This window comes from Geobacillus sp. CCR (genome assembly GCF_052906625.1).
In genome coordinates this window covers 80984-96737 of sequence record NZ_JBREBQ010000012.1, presented here as the reverse complement: position 1 = coordinate 96737, position 15754 = coordinate 80984, and the positions used below count along the sequence as shown (strand labels likewise).

The following is a 15754-nucleotide window of genomic DNA, read 5'->3' as shown; positions in this document are numbered from 1 at the left end:
AATCCTAGTGGTATCGAAAGCACTTACGAGACCTCCTTAATGTTGATTTCACCGCTAACATTATTGCCAGGATCTCGTCAGTGCTTTCTCTTTTTTGTCACTAAATCACAAAATTTGGTGATGAACCTAAATTGAAGAATAATCGGCGCACCTTTTGGCGGAGGCTCGGCCGTCTTCAATGTCAGCTTCCCTTTTTCCACCTCATACAGTTTTTCCGGTTGCAGCACCCCATTAATAAACAAGTTGATCCATGATACATGTTTCGGATCTAAAATACCGCGGTCGCCGTACTCTCTCAGTTCATCGTCGTCTGTATAGACGGTTTTCACTCCGTCTGATATGGTGTTATACTGGTACGTTTCCGCCTGCAAGACACGCGGAGGGAAGTGGAGCGCCACACGGAGAGGAATGGTCAGTACAGCATGGGTCCAATCGTATACTTTGGAAGCAGCGATCACATGTTTTGCTGCTGAAGATGTCCGTTTCATTCGTTTGCTCACCCAAACACACCATATTGTTTCGTGATCATTTCACTCCGCAAGATATTCTGCATTAGTATATTCACCTCCCATCTCCAAAGTGAATAGCAAACAAAATGGCAGGTTAATGAACGGTAGTAAAAAATCACTATATTCCACTTAATTCCGTCTATTATAACAGGATCATAAAACGACCAAATTCGTTTAAAATGTTTGTTTCATATTCAAATTCACTGGTAAAACAGGCTGGTATAGCAGGGCAAAAACATCATTTTTCTCCCATTGCGGCAATCGCCGAGCCATCCTCTGTAATTAATCCATACAATAAAATGAACCTATGGCACCGGCTGATTGCCAACAGAGTTCCAGATACTAAAAAGAACGGATGATAATTGGCTCAGCTTCGGGGCCACAGCATGTTAAACACAAAATGGAGAAGGGGAGATTGTATGGCTTTGCAATTAATTAAATTGTTTGTCGCCGCTACTACCACGACAGAGGTTGCACCAGACGTCGCAAGATTTTTTTACATCACAACAGCTGAAACAGCAGAAGGAGCAACCTTAACGATCGACGCAGCCAGCTTTTTGCAAGACGACGGCAGCCAAGCGACACAGCTGCCAGCATTGGCAACTAACAATAGCTACTTTAACGTGTACATTAACGGCGTTTTGCAAATGGAAGGGATATCGACGTACACCCCAGGAGCTACCGGCGTCGGGTCACTGTCCATTACCGTCCCGACCGGAAGCGGCTCGATTCCAGCTAACACCCCGGTTGTGCTCGAAATTGTCCAATTCGCTCCAAGCTCCAACACTACTGTGACGACGTAACAGCCGTACTCTTTTCGATCATAAAAACAGGCGCACCGATGGGCGCGCCTGGTTTACTGTTCTGTTTCGTTTTCTTTCTTCCGGCTCTCCGTCATTTGCTTCCACACAGACCCTTTCGCTTCTTCGCCGCCTTCGATCCGTTCAATGGCCATTTTCACTTGCAAGCTCACTTCAAACTCCGGATCGTTTTCCGCCGCTTTCAACGCTGGCAGCGCCGATTCGTCGCCGACTTCGTACAAAAACATGGCCGCGCGCCAACGGACGAGCTTGCTTTCGTCCTTTAGCGCTTCGATCATGGCCGGAATGGCCTCCGGATCGCCGATGTCGGACAAACAGTCGCCGGCGGTGCGGCGGACAGCGACAGCAGGATCTTTTAACGCTTCATACAAATACGGAAGCACCTTTTTGCCGCCGATCATGCCGAGATACGCCGTCGCCAGGCGGCGAATCGCCATTTTTTCATCCTTGAGCGCCTTGGCCAACACCGGGATATCGTCCTCGGTCGGCTCGGCCATCTGTTCGAGCGCGGCATACCGTTTGCGCCAATCCGGGTCATCGAGCATCTCGCTCGTCACTTTGAGGCTTGGACGCTTTTGCACCGTTTTTTCCTGCTCGCCGCGGCGGAACATGTTGACGATCCGCTCCAGCCGCTCGGGCGGATAGGCTGCCGACAGCTCATCGACTATTTCGCGGCCGATTTCCTCAAACGTGCCGTAGCGCACTCCTTTTTCGACCCATTTGCGCTCAAGCACAACATTTCCTGCGTATTTTTGCGCCTCAATGACCGCGTCCATAAACGGTTTCGGCAGCCCGACGCGGTGTTCGCGCTCCCCATCGACAAGCTTCACTTGCATCGGCAGACCGTACAGCATTTGCACGAACACTTTCACTTCGCCGAAATGTTCGTTTCCTTTCGGCTTTGCCTCGGCGCCGTCATCCACTTTCTCGCCGAACACTTCGCGCACTTTCGCCAAAATGTCGCGCCAGTCGTATTTCGGATGGCGTTCAATAGCCAAAAAATCAGCGACATGGTAAATGCCTTTCACTCCGTCAATGCGCATCAATGCTTGAATAAGCGGCGGCGCTTCGCTGATGTTGTCCGGTTTGTAGTTATGGCGCGTGCCGGAAGGCAATTCTTCATCAAGCAATATTTTCATCGTGTTCGGGCTTGGCGTCGGCTCAATCGCTTGAATGCGCAAGCGTTACCCCTCCTTGCCTTACAGCAGCTTTTCAATTTCCTTTCTCAGCTCGCTTGGCTTTGTTTGCGGTGCGAAACGAGCTACAACCTTGCCGTTGCGGTCGACCAAAAACTTCGTGAAATTCCATTTGATCGCCTTTGTTCCCAATGCCCCCGGCGCCTCTTCTTTCAAATATTGAAACAGCGGATGGGCGTGATCGCCATTCACATCCACTTTCGCAAACAGCGGGAACGTCACACCATAATTCAACTGGCAAAATTGCTCGATTTCCTCTTCCGTCCCCGGCTCTTGGCCGCCGAACTGGTTGCACGGAAAGCCGAGCACAACAAACCCGCGATCGCGATATTCGTCATACAGCTCCTGCAGTTCTTTATACTGCGGGGTGAAGCCGCAACGGCTCGCCGTGTTGACAATCAACAGCACGTTGCCTCGATAGACGGAAAGCGGTTGTTCCTCTCCGCGAATGGTTTTGGCGCTGAATTCATATACACTCATGATTTTTCACCTCATCTCCATCATAGCGGATTTCATGGTTTGTTTCTACTTTTTGCATCGTTACTGCCCGGCGAACAGCTGCAATTGTTCAAGTGATGAAACCATATACGGCACCATCTCCGGCAAATCGGCGGCGTTTTCCTCATAAATGAGGCGTGCAAATTCGACCACGGCTTCATTTTCATACGGGCCGCGTTCATGTGGAAATGGAAAGCGGAGCGTTTGCCGGATGATTCGCTCCTCCCCCCAAATCGTCCGCAGCGTTCCTTCAATGAGCGCACAAACGGACGAGCGGCGAACCGGAAGGGTAAACAGAAGAGCGAGCCGACAGCCGGCCCGGCCGTGATAGAGCCGCTCATTGACCAGCTCAGCAAAATCAAGCGAAAGCCGCGCGGTGCAGACGACGAGCGGATCGGGCGCATCATTCAGCCGAAATGAAATGGCGTACTCCCGAAACAAACGGGCCAAATCGACAAGGTCGCGGCGCTCGACCACGGCAATGCGCCCTTGCAAATCCGCGTCATATACCGCCCCTTCCAACACCGTTTTTAAATTGTCAAAGGCTGTCGGATCCAATCGGAATTCCCCCTTTTTGTTCACCAGCTGTTTAAGGTCAAAAAAATCAATTGAAGAATGTTGACAAAGTTTTTATAATTAAGGTATTTAGTAACGAGACAGAAACGGAGGGGACACCATTGCCAATCAACATTCCAAAAGACTTGCCGGCGAAAGAAATACTCGAACAGGAAAACATTTTCGTGATGGACGAAGAACGGGCTTACTCCCAAGACATCCGGCCGCTCAACATCATCATTTTAAACTTGATGCCCGAAAAAGAAAAAGCAGAGACACAGTTGCTGCGGCTGCTTGGCAACTCGCCGCTGCAAGTGAACGTCACCTTTTTGCGCCCGGCGACCCATGAGCCGAAAACGACAAGCAAACATCATTTAGAACAATTTTACACGATTTTCCCGCACATTCGCCATCGCAAGTTCGACGGGATGATCATCACCGGAGCGCCGGTCGAGCAAATGCCGTTTGAAGAGGTCAACTATTGGGGAGAATTGACGGAAATTATGGAATGGACGAAAACGAACGTCACGTCAACGTTGCACATTTGTTGGGGGGCACAAGCTGGCTTATACTATCACTACGGCATTCCGAAATACCCATTGCCGGAAAAATGCTTCGGTGTGTTCAACCATACGGTGGAAGTGAAAAACGTAAAACTATTGCGCGGTTTTGACGATGTGTTCCGCATGCCGCACTCCCGCCATACAGACGTCAAGCGCGAAGACATCGAAAAAGTGCCGGATCTCACCATTTTGTCCATGTCTGACAAAGCCGGCGTTTGCCTCGTCGCATCGAACGACGGGCGCCGCATTTTCTTAACGGGCCATCCAGAATATGATGCGACAACGCTCAAAGAAGAATATGAACGCGACTTGGCGAAAGGGCTGCCGATTCGCATCCCGGAATCATACTTTCCCAATGATGACCCAAGCCAGCCGCCGCTGAACACATGGCGCTCGCATGCCAATTTACTGTTTGTCAACTGGCTGAACTATTACGTGTATCAAGAAACGCCTTATGAATGGGAATGAAATCAATATATGCAATCATTTCACTTGAACCATCCCGAAAAAACGCCTTGCTGAAACATATGCAAGGCGTTTTTCTCATTTTGGCCGATTGTTTTCGTGTTTCGACAATCGCCCTGTTCTTTTAGTTTTTTTTGACATACAATACGATAGATTCCACCAGGAGGTGAACATGATGGGCGCTTGGCATGGAAACAGCTTTGCGTTGATTGTCGTTCTGTTTATTTTGTTGATTATTGTTGGATGTGCCTGCTTGGGCGGATATGCCTACTAACCGAAATCACTGATTGCCTTCATCCGGCCGCCGTGTTTGCCAGCATCCGGCCGGCTTGCAGCGGGAAAGCGGGAACACGAACGCTTCCCGCTTTTTTTATGCTGGGCTGTAGACAACCATGCATAGGAATGAAGGCATCGTCCATGCTAAACGTATGACAACGGCAGCCAAAGGAGGTGGAGCTCATGACGAAACGCCCAAACAACGGCAGCCGCAATCAAAACGCGCCAACGCAAGATCCGATGGCCTTGCTTCGCGGCCCGGTTTCCGGCGATAACAGCAAAGGACGTCGGCAAAACAAAATCCAAAATGACAAAACCGATGAAAATGCCTAACCTGCAAAAAAGCGGCCGTTTTTTAGCCGCTTTTTTGCTTCTAAAATTCAATCCCTTTCATCGCGGTCCTTCCTTGTTCATAGTCATGCTTGATGAGCTTCATTTCCGTAACGATATCGGCAGCCGCCATCAGCTCAGGGCGCGCCGCGCGCCCCGTGATGACAAGATGGAGCGACGGCGGGCGCGTGCGGATCAGCTCGAGCACCTCGCTGACTGATACGATATCTTCAACGGGAAAGCGGTCAATGGCCAACACATTGTTCAGTTCATCGAGCACAATCATATCATACCGTCCGGAATACACATATTCTTTGGCCACCGCCCAGGCACGCTTCAATGCTTCCCGGTGGATGTCCGGCGTTTTCGTCCATGTGAAGCCGGCGCCGAGCTGACGGACGTCGACGCCAAGGCGCTCTAGGGCCAACTGCTCGCCGTATGTTCGTTCCGGCGATTTCAAAAACTGCAAAACCGCGACGTTCATTCCTCGGCCGACGGCACGCAGGGCAAGCCCCAATGCGGCCGTCGTTTTTCCTTTTCCGTCGCCCGTATAAACGATGACACGCCCGCTACGACGAGGCGTCGGCATCGACCATGCCCCCTTGCCGCTCCGGAAACCATTGGAGCGTCTCACGCAGACGAACGACATCGCCGATGATGATGATGGCTGGATGGGAAATGCCCGCCTGTTCCGCCTCATCTGACAGCGTCGAAAGCGTCGCCGCCACCGTGCGCTGCCGCTCGGTCGTCCCCCATTCAATGATGGCCGCCGGCGTATCCGACGGCTTTCCGGCCGCCATCAAACGGCCGCAAATATCCGACAAGTTGGCCGCCCCCATGTAAACGACGATTGTATCGCATCCGCGGGCGAGCGCCTCCCAGTCAATCCGCTCGCTCCGATGCCCGCTGACCATCGCCACTGAGGCGGCGTAATCACGGTGGGTGACCGGAATGCCGGCGTACGCCGGCACAGCGATGCCGGATGTCACCCCTGGAACGATTTCAAACGGAATTCCGGCTTTCACCAACACTTCCGCCTCTTCACCAGCGCGGCCAAAGACGCACGGATCGCCGCCTTTTAAGCGGACGACCGTTTTTCCTTGTTGCGCATGCCAAACGAGCAGCTCATGAATTTGTTCTTGAACCGTGTCATGTTTTCCCGGCTCTTTGCCGCAGTAAAGAAGCTCAGCGTCCGGCTTCGCGTAGCGCAGCAGCTTACGGTTGATGAGCCGGTCGTAAATAATGACATCCGCCCGTTCTAGGCATTCGCGGCCGTAAACCGTGATGAGCTTTTCATCACCCGGCCCAGCGCCGACTAAATACACTTTGCCGACGGTCATCGCCCCTTCTCCCCTTTCGCATTGGCCGTGGAAATGCCCGCCGAGGCGAACGTCGCCATTTCGTTCACCATCGCCATTGCTGAAATCAAGAGCGGAAACGCTACCGCCGCGCCGCTTCCTTCGCCAAGGCGCATGCCGAGATCCAAAAGCGGATCCTTCTCTAGCAAACGAAGGGCTATACTGTGCCCCGGCTCTTGCGAACGATGGCCGGCAATCATATAGTCTGTGACGTTCACGGCAAACTGGCGGGCCACAAGGGCAGCCACCGTGCAAATAAAACCGTCAAGCAAAATCGGGATGCGCCGTTCGGCGGCTGCCAGCATCGCCCCGGCCATAGCAGCGATCTCCAACCCGCCGATTTTCGAAAGCCATTCAAGCGGCTTCGCCGGATCCGGCCGATGAAGCAAGAGCGCCCGTCGGATCACGTCCTGTTTATGGGCAAGCATTTCCTCCTTAATGCCGCTTCCTTTGCCAACGATGCGCTCAAGCGGCTCATCGGTCAACGTGGCCAATAAGGCGCTCGCGGCGGTCGTATTGCCGATGCCCATTTCGCCGACAATGAGCGTGCGGACGCCTTGTTCAATGATGGACGCCGCCTGTTCGTAACCGACATGAAGCGCCTGTTCGGCCTCGGACGGCGTCATCGCTTCCGTTTCCGCGAAATTGTTCGTTCCCGGGCGCACCTTTTTCTGAATGACGCGCTCATCAGCAATCGGCACGGCGACACCGACATCAATCACCTGAAGCAACGCGCCGATTTGACGGCTGAAGGCGTTGATCGCCGCTCCGCCGTTGGCAAAGTTGTACACCATTTGCGCCGTCACTTCGGCCGGATAGGCAGACACCCCTTCTTCCGTGACGCCATGATCGGCCGCAAACACGAGCACTCCGGGCGGAGTGACGCGTGGAAGCAGCTCCCCGGTCATGCCGGCAAGCGTTGTCGCCACTTCTTCAAGACGGCCGAGGCTGCCGGGCGGTTTGGTCAATTGATCGATATAGGCACGCGCTTGTTCAACCATTTCACGGTGGATCGGTGGGATGGAAACATTCATCATGGGCGCACAATATCCCCCATCAAGCGGGAATATGCGCTTCCTCCTTTCTCGTCTATGATTGAGGGAACGCGTCAACTTTTCCATCCGAATCATGCCAACACCGTTGGCGAGGGCAAAACGGACGATTTGACGGCTGATTTTATGGTTTATATCCTTCATCCAGCAGGACTCTTTACGGCCGATTGTGCGAATCATATGGAGCTTCTTCGCTTTGCCCAACGTTCGCCGCAAAGCCGCATATCGTCGGCGAATGAAAGCGCATTGGCTGTCCTTGAAAAACAACGATTTCGTTCCAATGCTGGCAACGGCGATATAACGAAGTCCCAAATCAACGCCCATTGCCTTGGTGTCTTCCCGTTGTTGGACTTCAACTGTGATCGCGACAGCCAAATTGACGCATCATCTGTTCGATCCGCTCGACCGCCACGTGCTGGCGGACATGAGCGGCAAGCCGGTCGAACGCCTTTTCTTTGAGCGAGCGAAAGAGTCGGACGCCAGAAGGAGCGATTCCTTTTTGGCGGCGAATGTTGTTGAAAAACGCGGTGCGGAACGCATCGTTATGAAACAAATCGTGCATGTACGTGCCCAGCACCCGCTCATCACTGTGCTTCGCCCCTTCATGGCGGCCGTCCGCCTCAATAAGCGGCGCATAGCCAGGAAGCGGCGCCGAGCGGCCCATATGAATCTCGTATCCTTGCACCGAAAACCGCTCGCCCGCCCACGTAAGCATCCCTTCCGTACGGATCGTGATTTTCGTCCGCTCAAGCGTCGTTTCAATCGGCAGCAAACCAAGTCCTTTTACTTCGGGGAGCGGCGTCTCGACTCCATACGGATCGCGGATGACAGCGCCAAGCATTTGGTAGCCGCCGCATAAGCCGACGACTCTCGCTTTTCCTTCATTGACAAGCGACACAATGCGGGAAGCGAGTCCTCTTTTCTTCATATAAATCAAGTCTTCGATCGTGTTTTTGCTGCCGGGAAGCACGATCACATCCGGCGCTCCAAGCTCGTCGACGTGCGTCACCAACCGGACGCGGCAGTCCGGTTCTGCCAGCAGCGGGTCGATGTCGGTGAAATTGGCGATTTTCGGACAGCGGATGACAGCGACATCAATCGCTTCCTCTCCCCCGACAGATGAAGCAAACCGCTCAAGCGACAGCGAATCTTCAGCATCGATCGCCAAATCAGGCAAATATGGAACGACGCCAAGCACCGGCACGCCGGTGTGCTGCTCAAACCAATCGAGCCCCGGCTTAAGCAGCGCCACATCGCCGCGAAACTTGTTAATGATGACCCCAATGACCCGCTTTCGGTCCTCAGGCTCAAGCAGCGACAGCGTTCCAACGAGGCTCGCGAACACCCCGCCCCGCTCAATATCGCCGATCAACACGACCGGGGCGTTGGCGAGACGGGCGATGCGCATGTTGACCAACTCGCGGTCGTTTAAGTTTACTTCCGCCGGGCTTCCCGCTCCTTCAATGACAATCCGGTCATACTCGTTCATCAACGTTTCGAGCGACTGACGGATGACGGCCAGCCCTTGGTGGAAAAACTCGTTCCGGTAAGCGAACGCCTGCATATTGCCGTACGGTTTGCCAAGCACAACGATTTGCGATTCATGCTCGCGGCTTGGCTTAATCAAAATCGGATTCATCTCAGCGCGCGCCGCCACTCCGGCCGCTTCGGCCTGAATTCCTTGCGCCCGCCCGATTTCGTTTCCGTCCGGCGTCACGTAGGAGTTTAACGACATGTTTTGCGACTTGAACGGCGCCGTCTTCCAGCCGTCTTGGGCGAACATGCGGCAAAACGCGGTGGCGATGACGCTTTTGCCGGCATCAGAATGGGTGCCTTGAAACATAATCGGCAGCGCCTTAGCCATTGATGGTCACCTTCTCGCATTCGGCGAGCCACCGCTCAACCATCGCCGGGGCGGACGCGAAATGAAAATGGACATAGCCAGCGACAAGCCGGTGCGCCAAATAACCGTCAGGCTTCGTTCCTTTCCGGCCGCTCGTTTCGTAGGCAAACGGCGTCTCGCCGCGCGGCTCATAAACGGAGTAGTGAAACTCATGGCCGCGCGCTGTTTCTCCTTCCGGCAATAGAAAATTTCCATTTCGACCGCGCACTTCGCGGTAGCCAAGCGCCGCGAGCTTCGTCTTCATCACGACCTTCCCCGGAATGACGCCCGCCATCTCATAGGCCGAACCGTCCGTCGCAACAAGCTGTTCGGTGAGAAACATAAACCCGCCGCACTCGGCCAACGTCGGCAACCCGTGTTCGATGGCGGCGCGGATCGACTGTTTGACAGCGGCTTGCCTAGCGAGCTCGGCGGCAAACTCTTCCGGAAACCCGCCGCCGATATACAATCCGTTCACCCCATCCGGAAGCGGCTCGCCGGCGAGCGGAGAAAAGTAGACAAGCTCCGCGCCGCAGGCAGAAAGCATCTCCAGATTCTCCGGATAGTAAAAATGAAAGGCGGCATCTTTGGCAACCGCCACGCGCACGCGATACGGCCGCGAAGGGCGAATGAGCGGCGCCGGAGAACAAAGGGCTGGCGCTTCTGCAATCGAAAGGAGCGTCTCCCAATCGATCGTGCGCGCCACCTTTCTCCCCAGATCGGCAAAAAACGAATCCAGTTCGCCGCGCTCCACCGACGGCACGAGCCCTAAATGGCGCTCTGGCAGCGCCAACGCTTCGTCTTGCGTGAGAAACCCGACGACCGGCACCCCGCACGTTTGCTCGACTGCCGCTTTGACGAGCCGAAAATGCCCTTCGCTGCCGACGCGGTTGGCAAATACGCCGGCGAGGCGCACATCGGGGCGAAACGTTTGAAACCCATGGACGATGGCGGCGGCGCTGCGGGCCATGCCGGAACAATCGACGACAAGCAGCACCGGGCTTTCGGTCAATACGGCGATTTCAGCCGTCGCCCCCTCGTCAGAAAGCGGCTGTTTCCCGTCAAACAGCCCCATCACCCCCTCGATGATGGCGATATCAGCCCCTTGACAACCGTTGGCGAGCACCGTTTTGACCGCTTCGCTTCCCATCATCCAACTGTCCAAGTTGCGCGCCGGCCGGCCGGTCACAGCCGTATGGTAAGTCGGGTCGATGTAGTCCGGGCCGCATTTAAACCCTTGCACCGTATATCCTTGCTGCCTCATGGCCGCCATCAATCCAAGCGTCACGGTCGTTTTGCCGGCGCCGCTTCCCGGTGCGGCGATGACAAGCCGTCGCATGCCTCTTTCCCCTTTCCCTGCATGGTCGCTTTCTTTTGATGATCGATGAGCGCTACGGAAATCGTCACATTGCCGGACTTCTTTTTCACCAGCGCCAGCCGATCGGCCCCGCTGTACAATTTCGCCGCCGGCTCGCTCACCCCATACGCGCCGGTGTAGCGGTACACCGTTTCCGACGGCGCTTCGATCGGCACCGTGTTCAGCTCTTCTGGCGTATATGCAACCAATTCCCATCTATATTTGTTGACTACCTCCAAAAGTCCTTGTTCATCCTTTTTCAAATCAATGGTGCACACCGCTTTGACGCTTTTCATCGAAAAGCGCAGCTCATTGAGCGTCTCATGGATGACCGCTTCGATTTCGTCAGCCGATGTGCCGCGGTTGCAGCCGATGCCAAGCGCGATTACTTTCGGGCGATACAAAACGCCGTTTTGCAAAATGGCCTCTTCTTCCGGCGCAAGCAGGCGATGAGTGACCACAAGCGCGGCCGCCGGGCGGGCAGCGAGCGCTTCCGCGATCGAGCCGTACACGGCAATGTTTTTGGGCAATGGCCGCCCTTCCGGCCACCAGCCGGTTTCCCCCGACTCTTGCACGATCGCGACAGGCTCTTCATTCACGACCGCGGCGCTCACCGGCGTCAGCTTGTCAGCTGATTCCCATTCCCAGCCGAACTGGCGACCGAACAGATCGACGGCGATTGTCTGCTGCACGTCAGAAGCGGTCGTAATAACCGGGCGGGCGCTTAAAATGGCAGCAACGCGCCGCGTCAGTTCGTTCGCTCCGCCCAAATGGCCGGAAAGAACACTGATCACATGTTCAGCCTTATCATCGATCACCACGACCGCAGGATCGGTCTTTTTGTCTTTTAACAGCGGAGCGATCATCCGTACGACAGCGCCGAGCGAAATGATGCAAATGAGTCCGTCATAGCGGGCGAACAACTCCGGCAACAAGGCCCTGACGTTGCCGGAAAACAAGCGGATCCCGTGCTTGGCTTCATCGCCGCGGGCGAATTTATCCGTATAATAAACGTCCGCTCCCGCAAGAGCGCCTCCAAGGCGTCGGGCGATCTCGACCCCGTGTTTCGTAATGGCCACGACAGCATAGGCGCCGTGTCTTTTGTTGTTCGCGGCAGCAACTCCCACCTTACTTCTCCCCCTTTCGATATCCGTGCGTAAACGTGCGGTCGTACAGCTTCGAACGGTAGCCGCGCTCATGAATATGGGGATCGAGCGCCCAACCGGCCAACATGATCGCGTGTTTCGTCACACCATGGCGCCGCATATCGTCAGCCATTGTGGCAACGGTGGAACGAATCACGACTTCATCCGGCCATGTCGCCTTATAGACGATCGCGACAGGCGTATCACCGCTCCAGCCCGCTTCAAGGAGCGCCGCGCTTACTTTTTTGGCAAGCGTCGCGCTTAAAAAAAGAACGAGCGTGCAATGATGCTGCGCCAGCTCCTGCAATTTCTCACGCGGCGGCATCGGCGTCCGCCCCTCGGCGCGGGTGAAAATGACCGTCTGCGTCAATTCCGGAACGGTGAGCTCCGCCTGCACGGCGGCCGCGGCGGCAAACGCCGAACTGACGCCGGGGACGATTTCCACTTCAATTCCTTCTTCTTTCAACAAGGCGATTTGCTCAAGCGTCGCCCCGTAAATCGATGGATCACCGGTATGGACGCGCACGACAAGCCGTCCTTGTTTCACTTGCTCCGCCATTGCCGCGACCATTTCTTCTAAATGCATGCCGGCGGTATGGAAAACGTCAGCATCCGGCTTCCGGTAGCGCTCGATCAATTCCGCGCTCACTAGCGAGTCGGTGTAAAAAATGGCGTCGGCAGCAGCGAGAAGCTCGGCGCCGCGAACCGTGATCAAATCCGGCGCTCCCGGCCCCGCCCCTACGATATACAGCTTCACTTTCTCACCACCATCAATGTCAAATATTCGAGTTCCGCTCCGTCGAGCTCCTCGACCTTCCACACGACTTCCTCGCCGGACGTCACTTTCGTCACAACAGCGGCGCGATGAAGCAAATCGAGTTCCCGCAACAGACGAACCAGCAAATCGATCACTTTCGCCACTTTAAAAAAGACAACGCAATCGTGCTCAAGAAGCACTGCTTTCATCGCCTCAACATCGTCGCGGGCGGGCACGATCGCCACGGTTTCATCACCATCCGCCAGCGGCAGACGAAGCCTAGCGGCAGCAGCGTTGGCCGAACTGACGCCGGGGACGACTTCAATCGGCGCTTCCGGATAGCGGCGCTCCATTACGTGCATCAAATGGATGAACGTGCTGTACAACAGCGGATCGCCTTCGGTCACAAACGCGACATCGCGCCCGGCCGACAGCTCCGCCCAAATGGCGTCCGCCGCCTCGTTCCACTTCGGCTCAAGCAAGGCTCGGTCTTTTGTCATCGGAAAATGCAGGCCGAGCCGCCGTTTTTCCTCTGGCGCAAAATACGCATCAATAATTTGTTCCGCATAGCTTTTGCTTTGCCGCCCTTTTTTTGGATAGGCGATGACATCCGCTTCTTTTAGGCGGCGGTATGCTTTCACCGTCATGAGCTCTGGATCGCCCGGGCCAACACCGATGCCGTACAACGTGCCGGTCATTCGTCTCCCTCCCGCTTGGCTGTCATGATATACACCGGATTGAGCGCCTCAAAGCGCGTCAACTCTAAAATGGGCTTGCTTCGCGACACTTGCGCGAGCGTGATGTCAACATGAAATCCACGGCTGCGCAGCTCGCAGCCCGCTTCAGCAAGCGTCTCAACCGTTGCCGCGTTGATCACGATGCGTCCATTTTTCTTCAGCCGTTTCGCACAGACGTCCAACAACGGCGACATCGCGCCTGACGTGCCGCCGATAAAGATGGCATCCGGGTCGGCAAACTCATCGAGCCGATCGGGCGCCCTGCCGTGCACAAGCGTGATGTCAACGCGGAATTTGCGCAAGTTTTGCCGGCAAATCTCGAGGTCGTATTCATTTTTTTCAATCGCAAACACCGCCCCGTCGCGGGCGATTTTCGCCGCTTCAATCGCGACCGAACCGGTGCACGTCCCAATGTCCCAGACGACGCTGTCCGGGCGCAAGCGCAAGGCGCTTACGCTTAAGACGCGAATTTCTTTCTTTGTAATCAGCCCTTTGTCCGGCTTGCGTTGGAAAAATTCATCATCGTCAATGCCGAGCGGCCAAATCGGACCAGGAGCGGTTTGCCTCAAAATGACTATATTTAATGGAAGAAACTCGGTTTCTGCCATTTCTTCTAGCTTGAAAAACCGGCATCGCTCATTCGGCCCGCCGAGCTCCTCGCCGACAAACGCCTCATATTCCGTCATGCCGTACTCGAGCAAATAGCGGGCGATGGCGGCCGGCGAGTTCGTCTCATCGGTTAAGATGGCGACTTTGCGCCGCCCGTCGACCCGCTGAGCCAAACCGGTGAGCGGCCGGCCATGGACGCTGACAAACGCCGCGTCTTGCCAAGACTCGCCCATTTTCGCAAACGCCCATTGCACTGAGCTGACGGCCGGATACACGTCGATCGGCAATTTGCCGGCCAAATAGCTGCCGATGCCGTAAAAGAGCGGATCGCCGGAAGCAAGCACGACCGTGTTGCGCGTCTCATGGCGGAGCCGCTCCACCAGCTCCGCCAGTCCGCGGCGGATGATGATCGTTTCTCCTTTGTATTCAGGAAACATCGCCAGCTGCCGTTCGCCGCCGACAAGCAGCTCGCTTTCATCAATCCAGCGTCGATACAGCTCAGGAAGACTTGCTTGCCCATCAGCACCCACACCGATCAACTTCATCGTCCCCATCGGTCTGCACCGCCTTTCCTAATTGTTGTCCGTTCATTGTGTAAATGGACGTCGCCACCGTCAGACCGCCTCCCACTTCGTGAAGCGCCGCCTGGCAGCACGCTTCGCACAAAAGCTCGAAAAACTTCATGCAACCGGCCTCTTGCATCATGTCGCCGACTTGCGCCGCCGTATTCGCGCCGCGCACCGCAGCCACCAGTTCTGGGCCAGCACCTGCCTGCTCGGCGATGGCAGCCAAAAAGCCAAAGTCGACCGGGGCGCTTTTCGAGTGCACCATCATCACTCCTTGAGCGACTTTCGAAAATTTTCCCATCATCCCGACCATCGACACCATCTTGATGCCAAGCCGTTTGCATTGTTTCAGCGTAAAGCCGACAAAATCGCCCATTTCGATAAACGCTTCTTCCGGCAAATGTGGATATTCTTGCATGGCGTATTTCTCGCTCCGCCCCCCGGTCGTGATGACAACATGGCGGCAGCCGTTCGCTTTCGCCACTTGAAGCGCCTGCACGATGCTCGCCCGGTAGGCGGCGGTGGAGAACGGAACGACGATGCCGCGCGTCCCCAAAATCGAAATGCCGCCAATGATGCCTAGTCTCGGGTTCAACGTTTTTTTGGCGATTTCCTCGCCGCCGGGCACAGAAATGACGACCTTCACCCCGCGATGTAGACCGTATTGCGCCAGCACTTCATTGACGGCTTCGCGGATCATTTGCCGCGGCACTGGATTGATCGCCGCTTCCCCGACCGGCACCGGCAAGCCGGGTTTGGTGACGCGTCCGACCCCTTCACCGCCGTCGATATGAACGCCCGGCGACGAGGCCCACGAGACAGTGGAAACGATGAGCGCGCCGTGCGTCGCATCTGGGTCATCGCCGCCATCCTTCACGACCGAGGCCGTCGCCGTTTCGCCATCGAACGAACAAGAGGCGAGCGAAAAGGTCACCACCCGCCCGATCGGAATCCGAATCGTCGCCTCCGCCTGCACTTGGCCAGTGATGAGCGCCGTGAGCGCGGCTTTCGTTGCCGCTGTCGCGCACGATCCGGTCGTATACCCTTCACGCAGCGTTTTTTTCGTTTCCATCGTTCG

18 protein-coding genes are annotated in these 15754 nt (G+C 55.5%); 4 read left to right on the top strand and 14 right to left on the bottom strand.

Annotated elements, in window-relative coordinates; genetic code table 11:
- Positions 1–77 precede the first annotated feature (77 nt).
- Positions 78–488 (bottom strand): DUF4183 domain-containing protein, encoded by a 411-nt coding sequence (locus tag ACVBDQ_RS08390; protein WP_446663169.1) that lies wholly within the window; start codon positions 486–488, stop codon positions 78–80.
- A gap of 440 nt (positions 489–928) precedes the next feature.
- Between ACVBDQ_RS08390 and ACVBDQ_RS08385 the strand changes: the two genes are divergently transcribed.
- Positions 929–1312: a DUF4183 domain-containing protein gene (locus ACVBDQ_RS08385; protein ID WP_011231275.1), complete on the top strand. Its 384-nt coding sequence runs from the start codon at positions 929–931 to the stop codon at positions 1310–1312.
- Between the two features lie 53 nt (positions 1313–1365).
- On the opposite strand, the gene ACVBDQ_RS08380 is transcribed toward ACVBDQ_RS08385, so the two are convergent.
- From ACVBDQ_RS08380 to ACVBDQ_RS08370, 3 genes are read right to left on the bottom strand one after another with little or no spacing between them, the layout of a single operon-like run.
- Positions 1366–2511, bottom strand: a complete 1146-nt coding sequence (locus ACVBDQ_RS08380; protein WP_238980097.1) for a conserved virulence factor C family protein — start codon at positions 2509–2511, stop codon at positions 1366–1368.
- An 18-nt stretch (positions 2512–2529) separates the two neighbouring features.
- Complete coding sequence (locus ACVBDQ_RS08375; protein ID WP_014195888.1) at positions 2530–3006, bottom strand: glutathione peroxidase; 477 nt, start codon at positions 3004–3006, stop codon at positions 2530–2532.
- A 60-nt stretch (positions 3007–3066) separates the two neighbouring features.
- Positions 3067–3582, bottom strand: a complete 516-nt coding sequence (locus tag ACVBDQ_RS08370) for a hypothetical protein (protein ID WP_014195889.1) — start codon at positions 3580–3582, stop codon at positions 3067–3069.
- Positions 3583–3701: 119 nt separating this feature from the next.
- Between ACVBDQ_RS08370 and metA the strand changes: the two genes are divergently transcribed.
- The 3 genes from metA (at position 3702) to ACVBDQ_RS08355 (ending at position 5216) form a co-directional block, all read left to right on the top strand.
- On the top strand, positions 3702–4610 hold the full coding sequence (metA, locus tag ACVBDQ_RS08365; RefSeq protein WP_238980098.1) for a homoserine O-acetyltransferase MetA: 909 nt from the start codon (positions 3702–3704) through the stop codon (positions 4608–4610).
- A gap of 172 nt (positions 4611–4782) precedes the next feature.
- Positions 4783–4881, top strand: a complete 99-nt coding sequence (locus tag ACVBDQ_RS08360; protein ID WP_011231280.1) for a YjcZ family sporulation protein — start codon at positions 4783–4785, stop codon at positions 4879–4881.
- Between the two features lie 185 nt (positions 4882–5066).
- Positions 5067–5216 carry a hypothetical protein gene (locus ACVBDQ_RS08355; protein WP_011231282.1) on the top strand — a complete coding sequence of 50 codons (150 nt, stop codon included), beginning with the start codon at positions 5067–5069 and terminating at the stop codon, positions 5214–5216.
- A 40-nt stretch (positions 5217–5256) separates the two neighbouring features.
- Here ACVBDQ_RS08355 and cobO read toward each other — a convergent pair whose 3' ends face one another.
- From cobO to ACVBDQ_RS08305, 10 genes are all read right to left on the bottom strand, one after another.
- Positions 5257–5802 (bottom strand): cob(I)yrinic acid a,c-diamide adenosyltransferase, encoded by a 546-nt coding sequence (cobO, locus tag ACVBDQ_RS08350; RefSeq protein WP_011231283.1) that lies wholly within the window; start codon positions 5800–5802, stop codon positions 5257–5259.
- Positions 5783–6553, bottom strand: coding sequence for a uroporphyrinogen-III C-methyltransferase (cobA, locus tag ACVBDQ_RS08345; RefSeq protein WP_446663168.1), 771 nt, complete (start codon positions 6551–6553; stop codon positions 5783–5785). Before cobA ends, cobO begins: the two co-directional genes overlap by 20 nt.
- Positions 6550–7608, bottom strand: coding sequence for a nicotinate-nucleotide--dimethylbenzimidazole phosphoribosyltransferase (cobT, locus tag ACVBDQ_RS08340; RefSeq protein WP_078172627.1), 1059 nt, complete (start codon positions 7606–7608; stop codon positions 6550–6552). Before cobT ends, cobA begins: the two co-directional genes overlap by 4 nt.
- 367 nt (positions 7609–7975) lie before the next feature.
- On the bottom strand, positions 7976–9487 hold the full coding sequence (locus tag ACVBDQ_RS08335; RefSeq protein WP_015374897.1) for a cobyric acid synthase: 1512 nt from the start codon (positions 9485–9487) through the stop codon (positions 7976–7978).
- Complete coding sequence (locus ACVBDQ_RS08330) at positions 9480–10844, bottom strand: cobyrinate a,c-diamide synthase (protein ID WP_015374898.1); 1365 nt, start codon at positions 10842–10844, stop codon at positions 9480–9482. Before ACVBDQ_RS08330 ends, ACVBDQ_RS08335 begins: the two co-directional genes overlap by 8 nt.
- Positions 10790–11989 (bottom strand): cobalt-precorrin 5A hydrolase, encoded by a 1200-nt coding sequence (locus ACVBDQ_RS08325; protein ID WP_033012471.1) that lies wholly within the window; start codon positions 11987–11989, stop codon positions 10790–10792. The genes ACVBDQ_RS08330 and ACVBDQ_RS08325 overlap by 55 nt, the downstream gene beginning before the upstream one ends.
- A gap of 1 nt (position 11990) precedes the next feature.
- A complete protein-coding gene (cobM, locus tag ACVBDQ_RS08320) occupies positions 11991–12764 on the bottom strand; it encodes a precorrin-4 C(11)-methyltransferase (protein WP_011231288.1) in 774 nt (257 codons plus the stop codon).
- Positions 12761–13462 carry a precorrin-2 C(20)-methyltransferase gene (gene cobI / locus ACVBDQ_RS08315; RefSeq protein WP_008880159.1) on the bottom strand — a complete coding sequence of 234 codons (702 nt, stop codon included), beginning with the start codon at positions 13460–13462 and terminating at the stop codon, positions 12761–12763. The genes cobM and cobI overlap by 4 nt, the downstream gene beginning before the upstream one ends.
- Complete coding sequence (locus tag ACVBDQ_RS08310; protein ID WP_031206571.1) at positions 13459–14664, bottom strand: bifunctional cobalt-precorrin-7 (C(5))-methyltransferase/cobalt-precorrin-6B (C(15))-methyltransferase; 1206 nt, start codon at positions 14662–14664, stop codon at positions 13459–13461. Before ACVBDQ_RS08310 ends, cobI begins: the two co-directional genes overlap by 4 nt.
- Complete coding sequence (locus ACVBDQ_RS08305; RefSeq protein ID WP_014195897.1) at positions 14630–15748, bottom strand: cobalt-precorrin-5B (C(1))-methyltransferase; 1119 nt, start codon at positions 15746–15748, stop codon at positions 14630–14632. The genes ACVBDQ_RS08310 and ACVBDQ_RS08305 overlap by 35 nt, the downstream gene beginning before the upstream one ends.
- Positions 15749–15754: the final 6 nt, after the last annotated feature.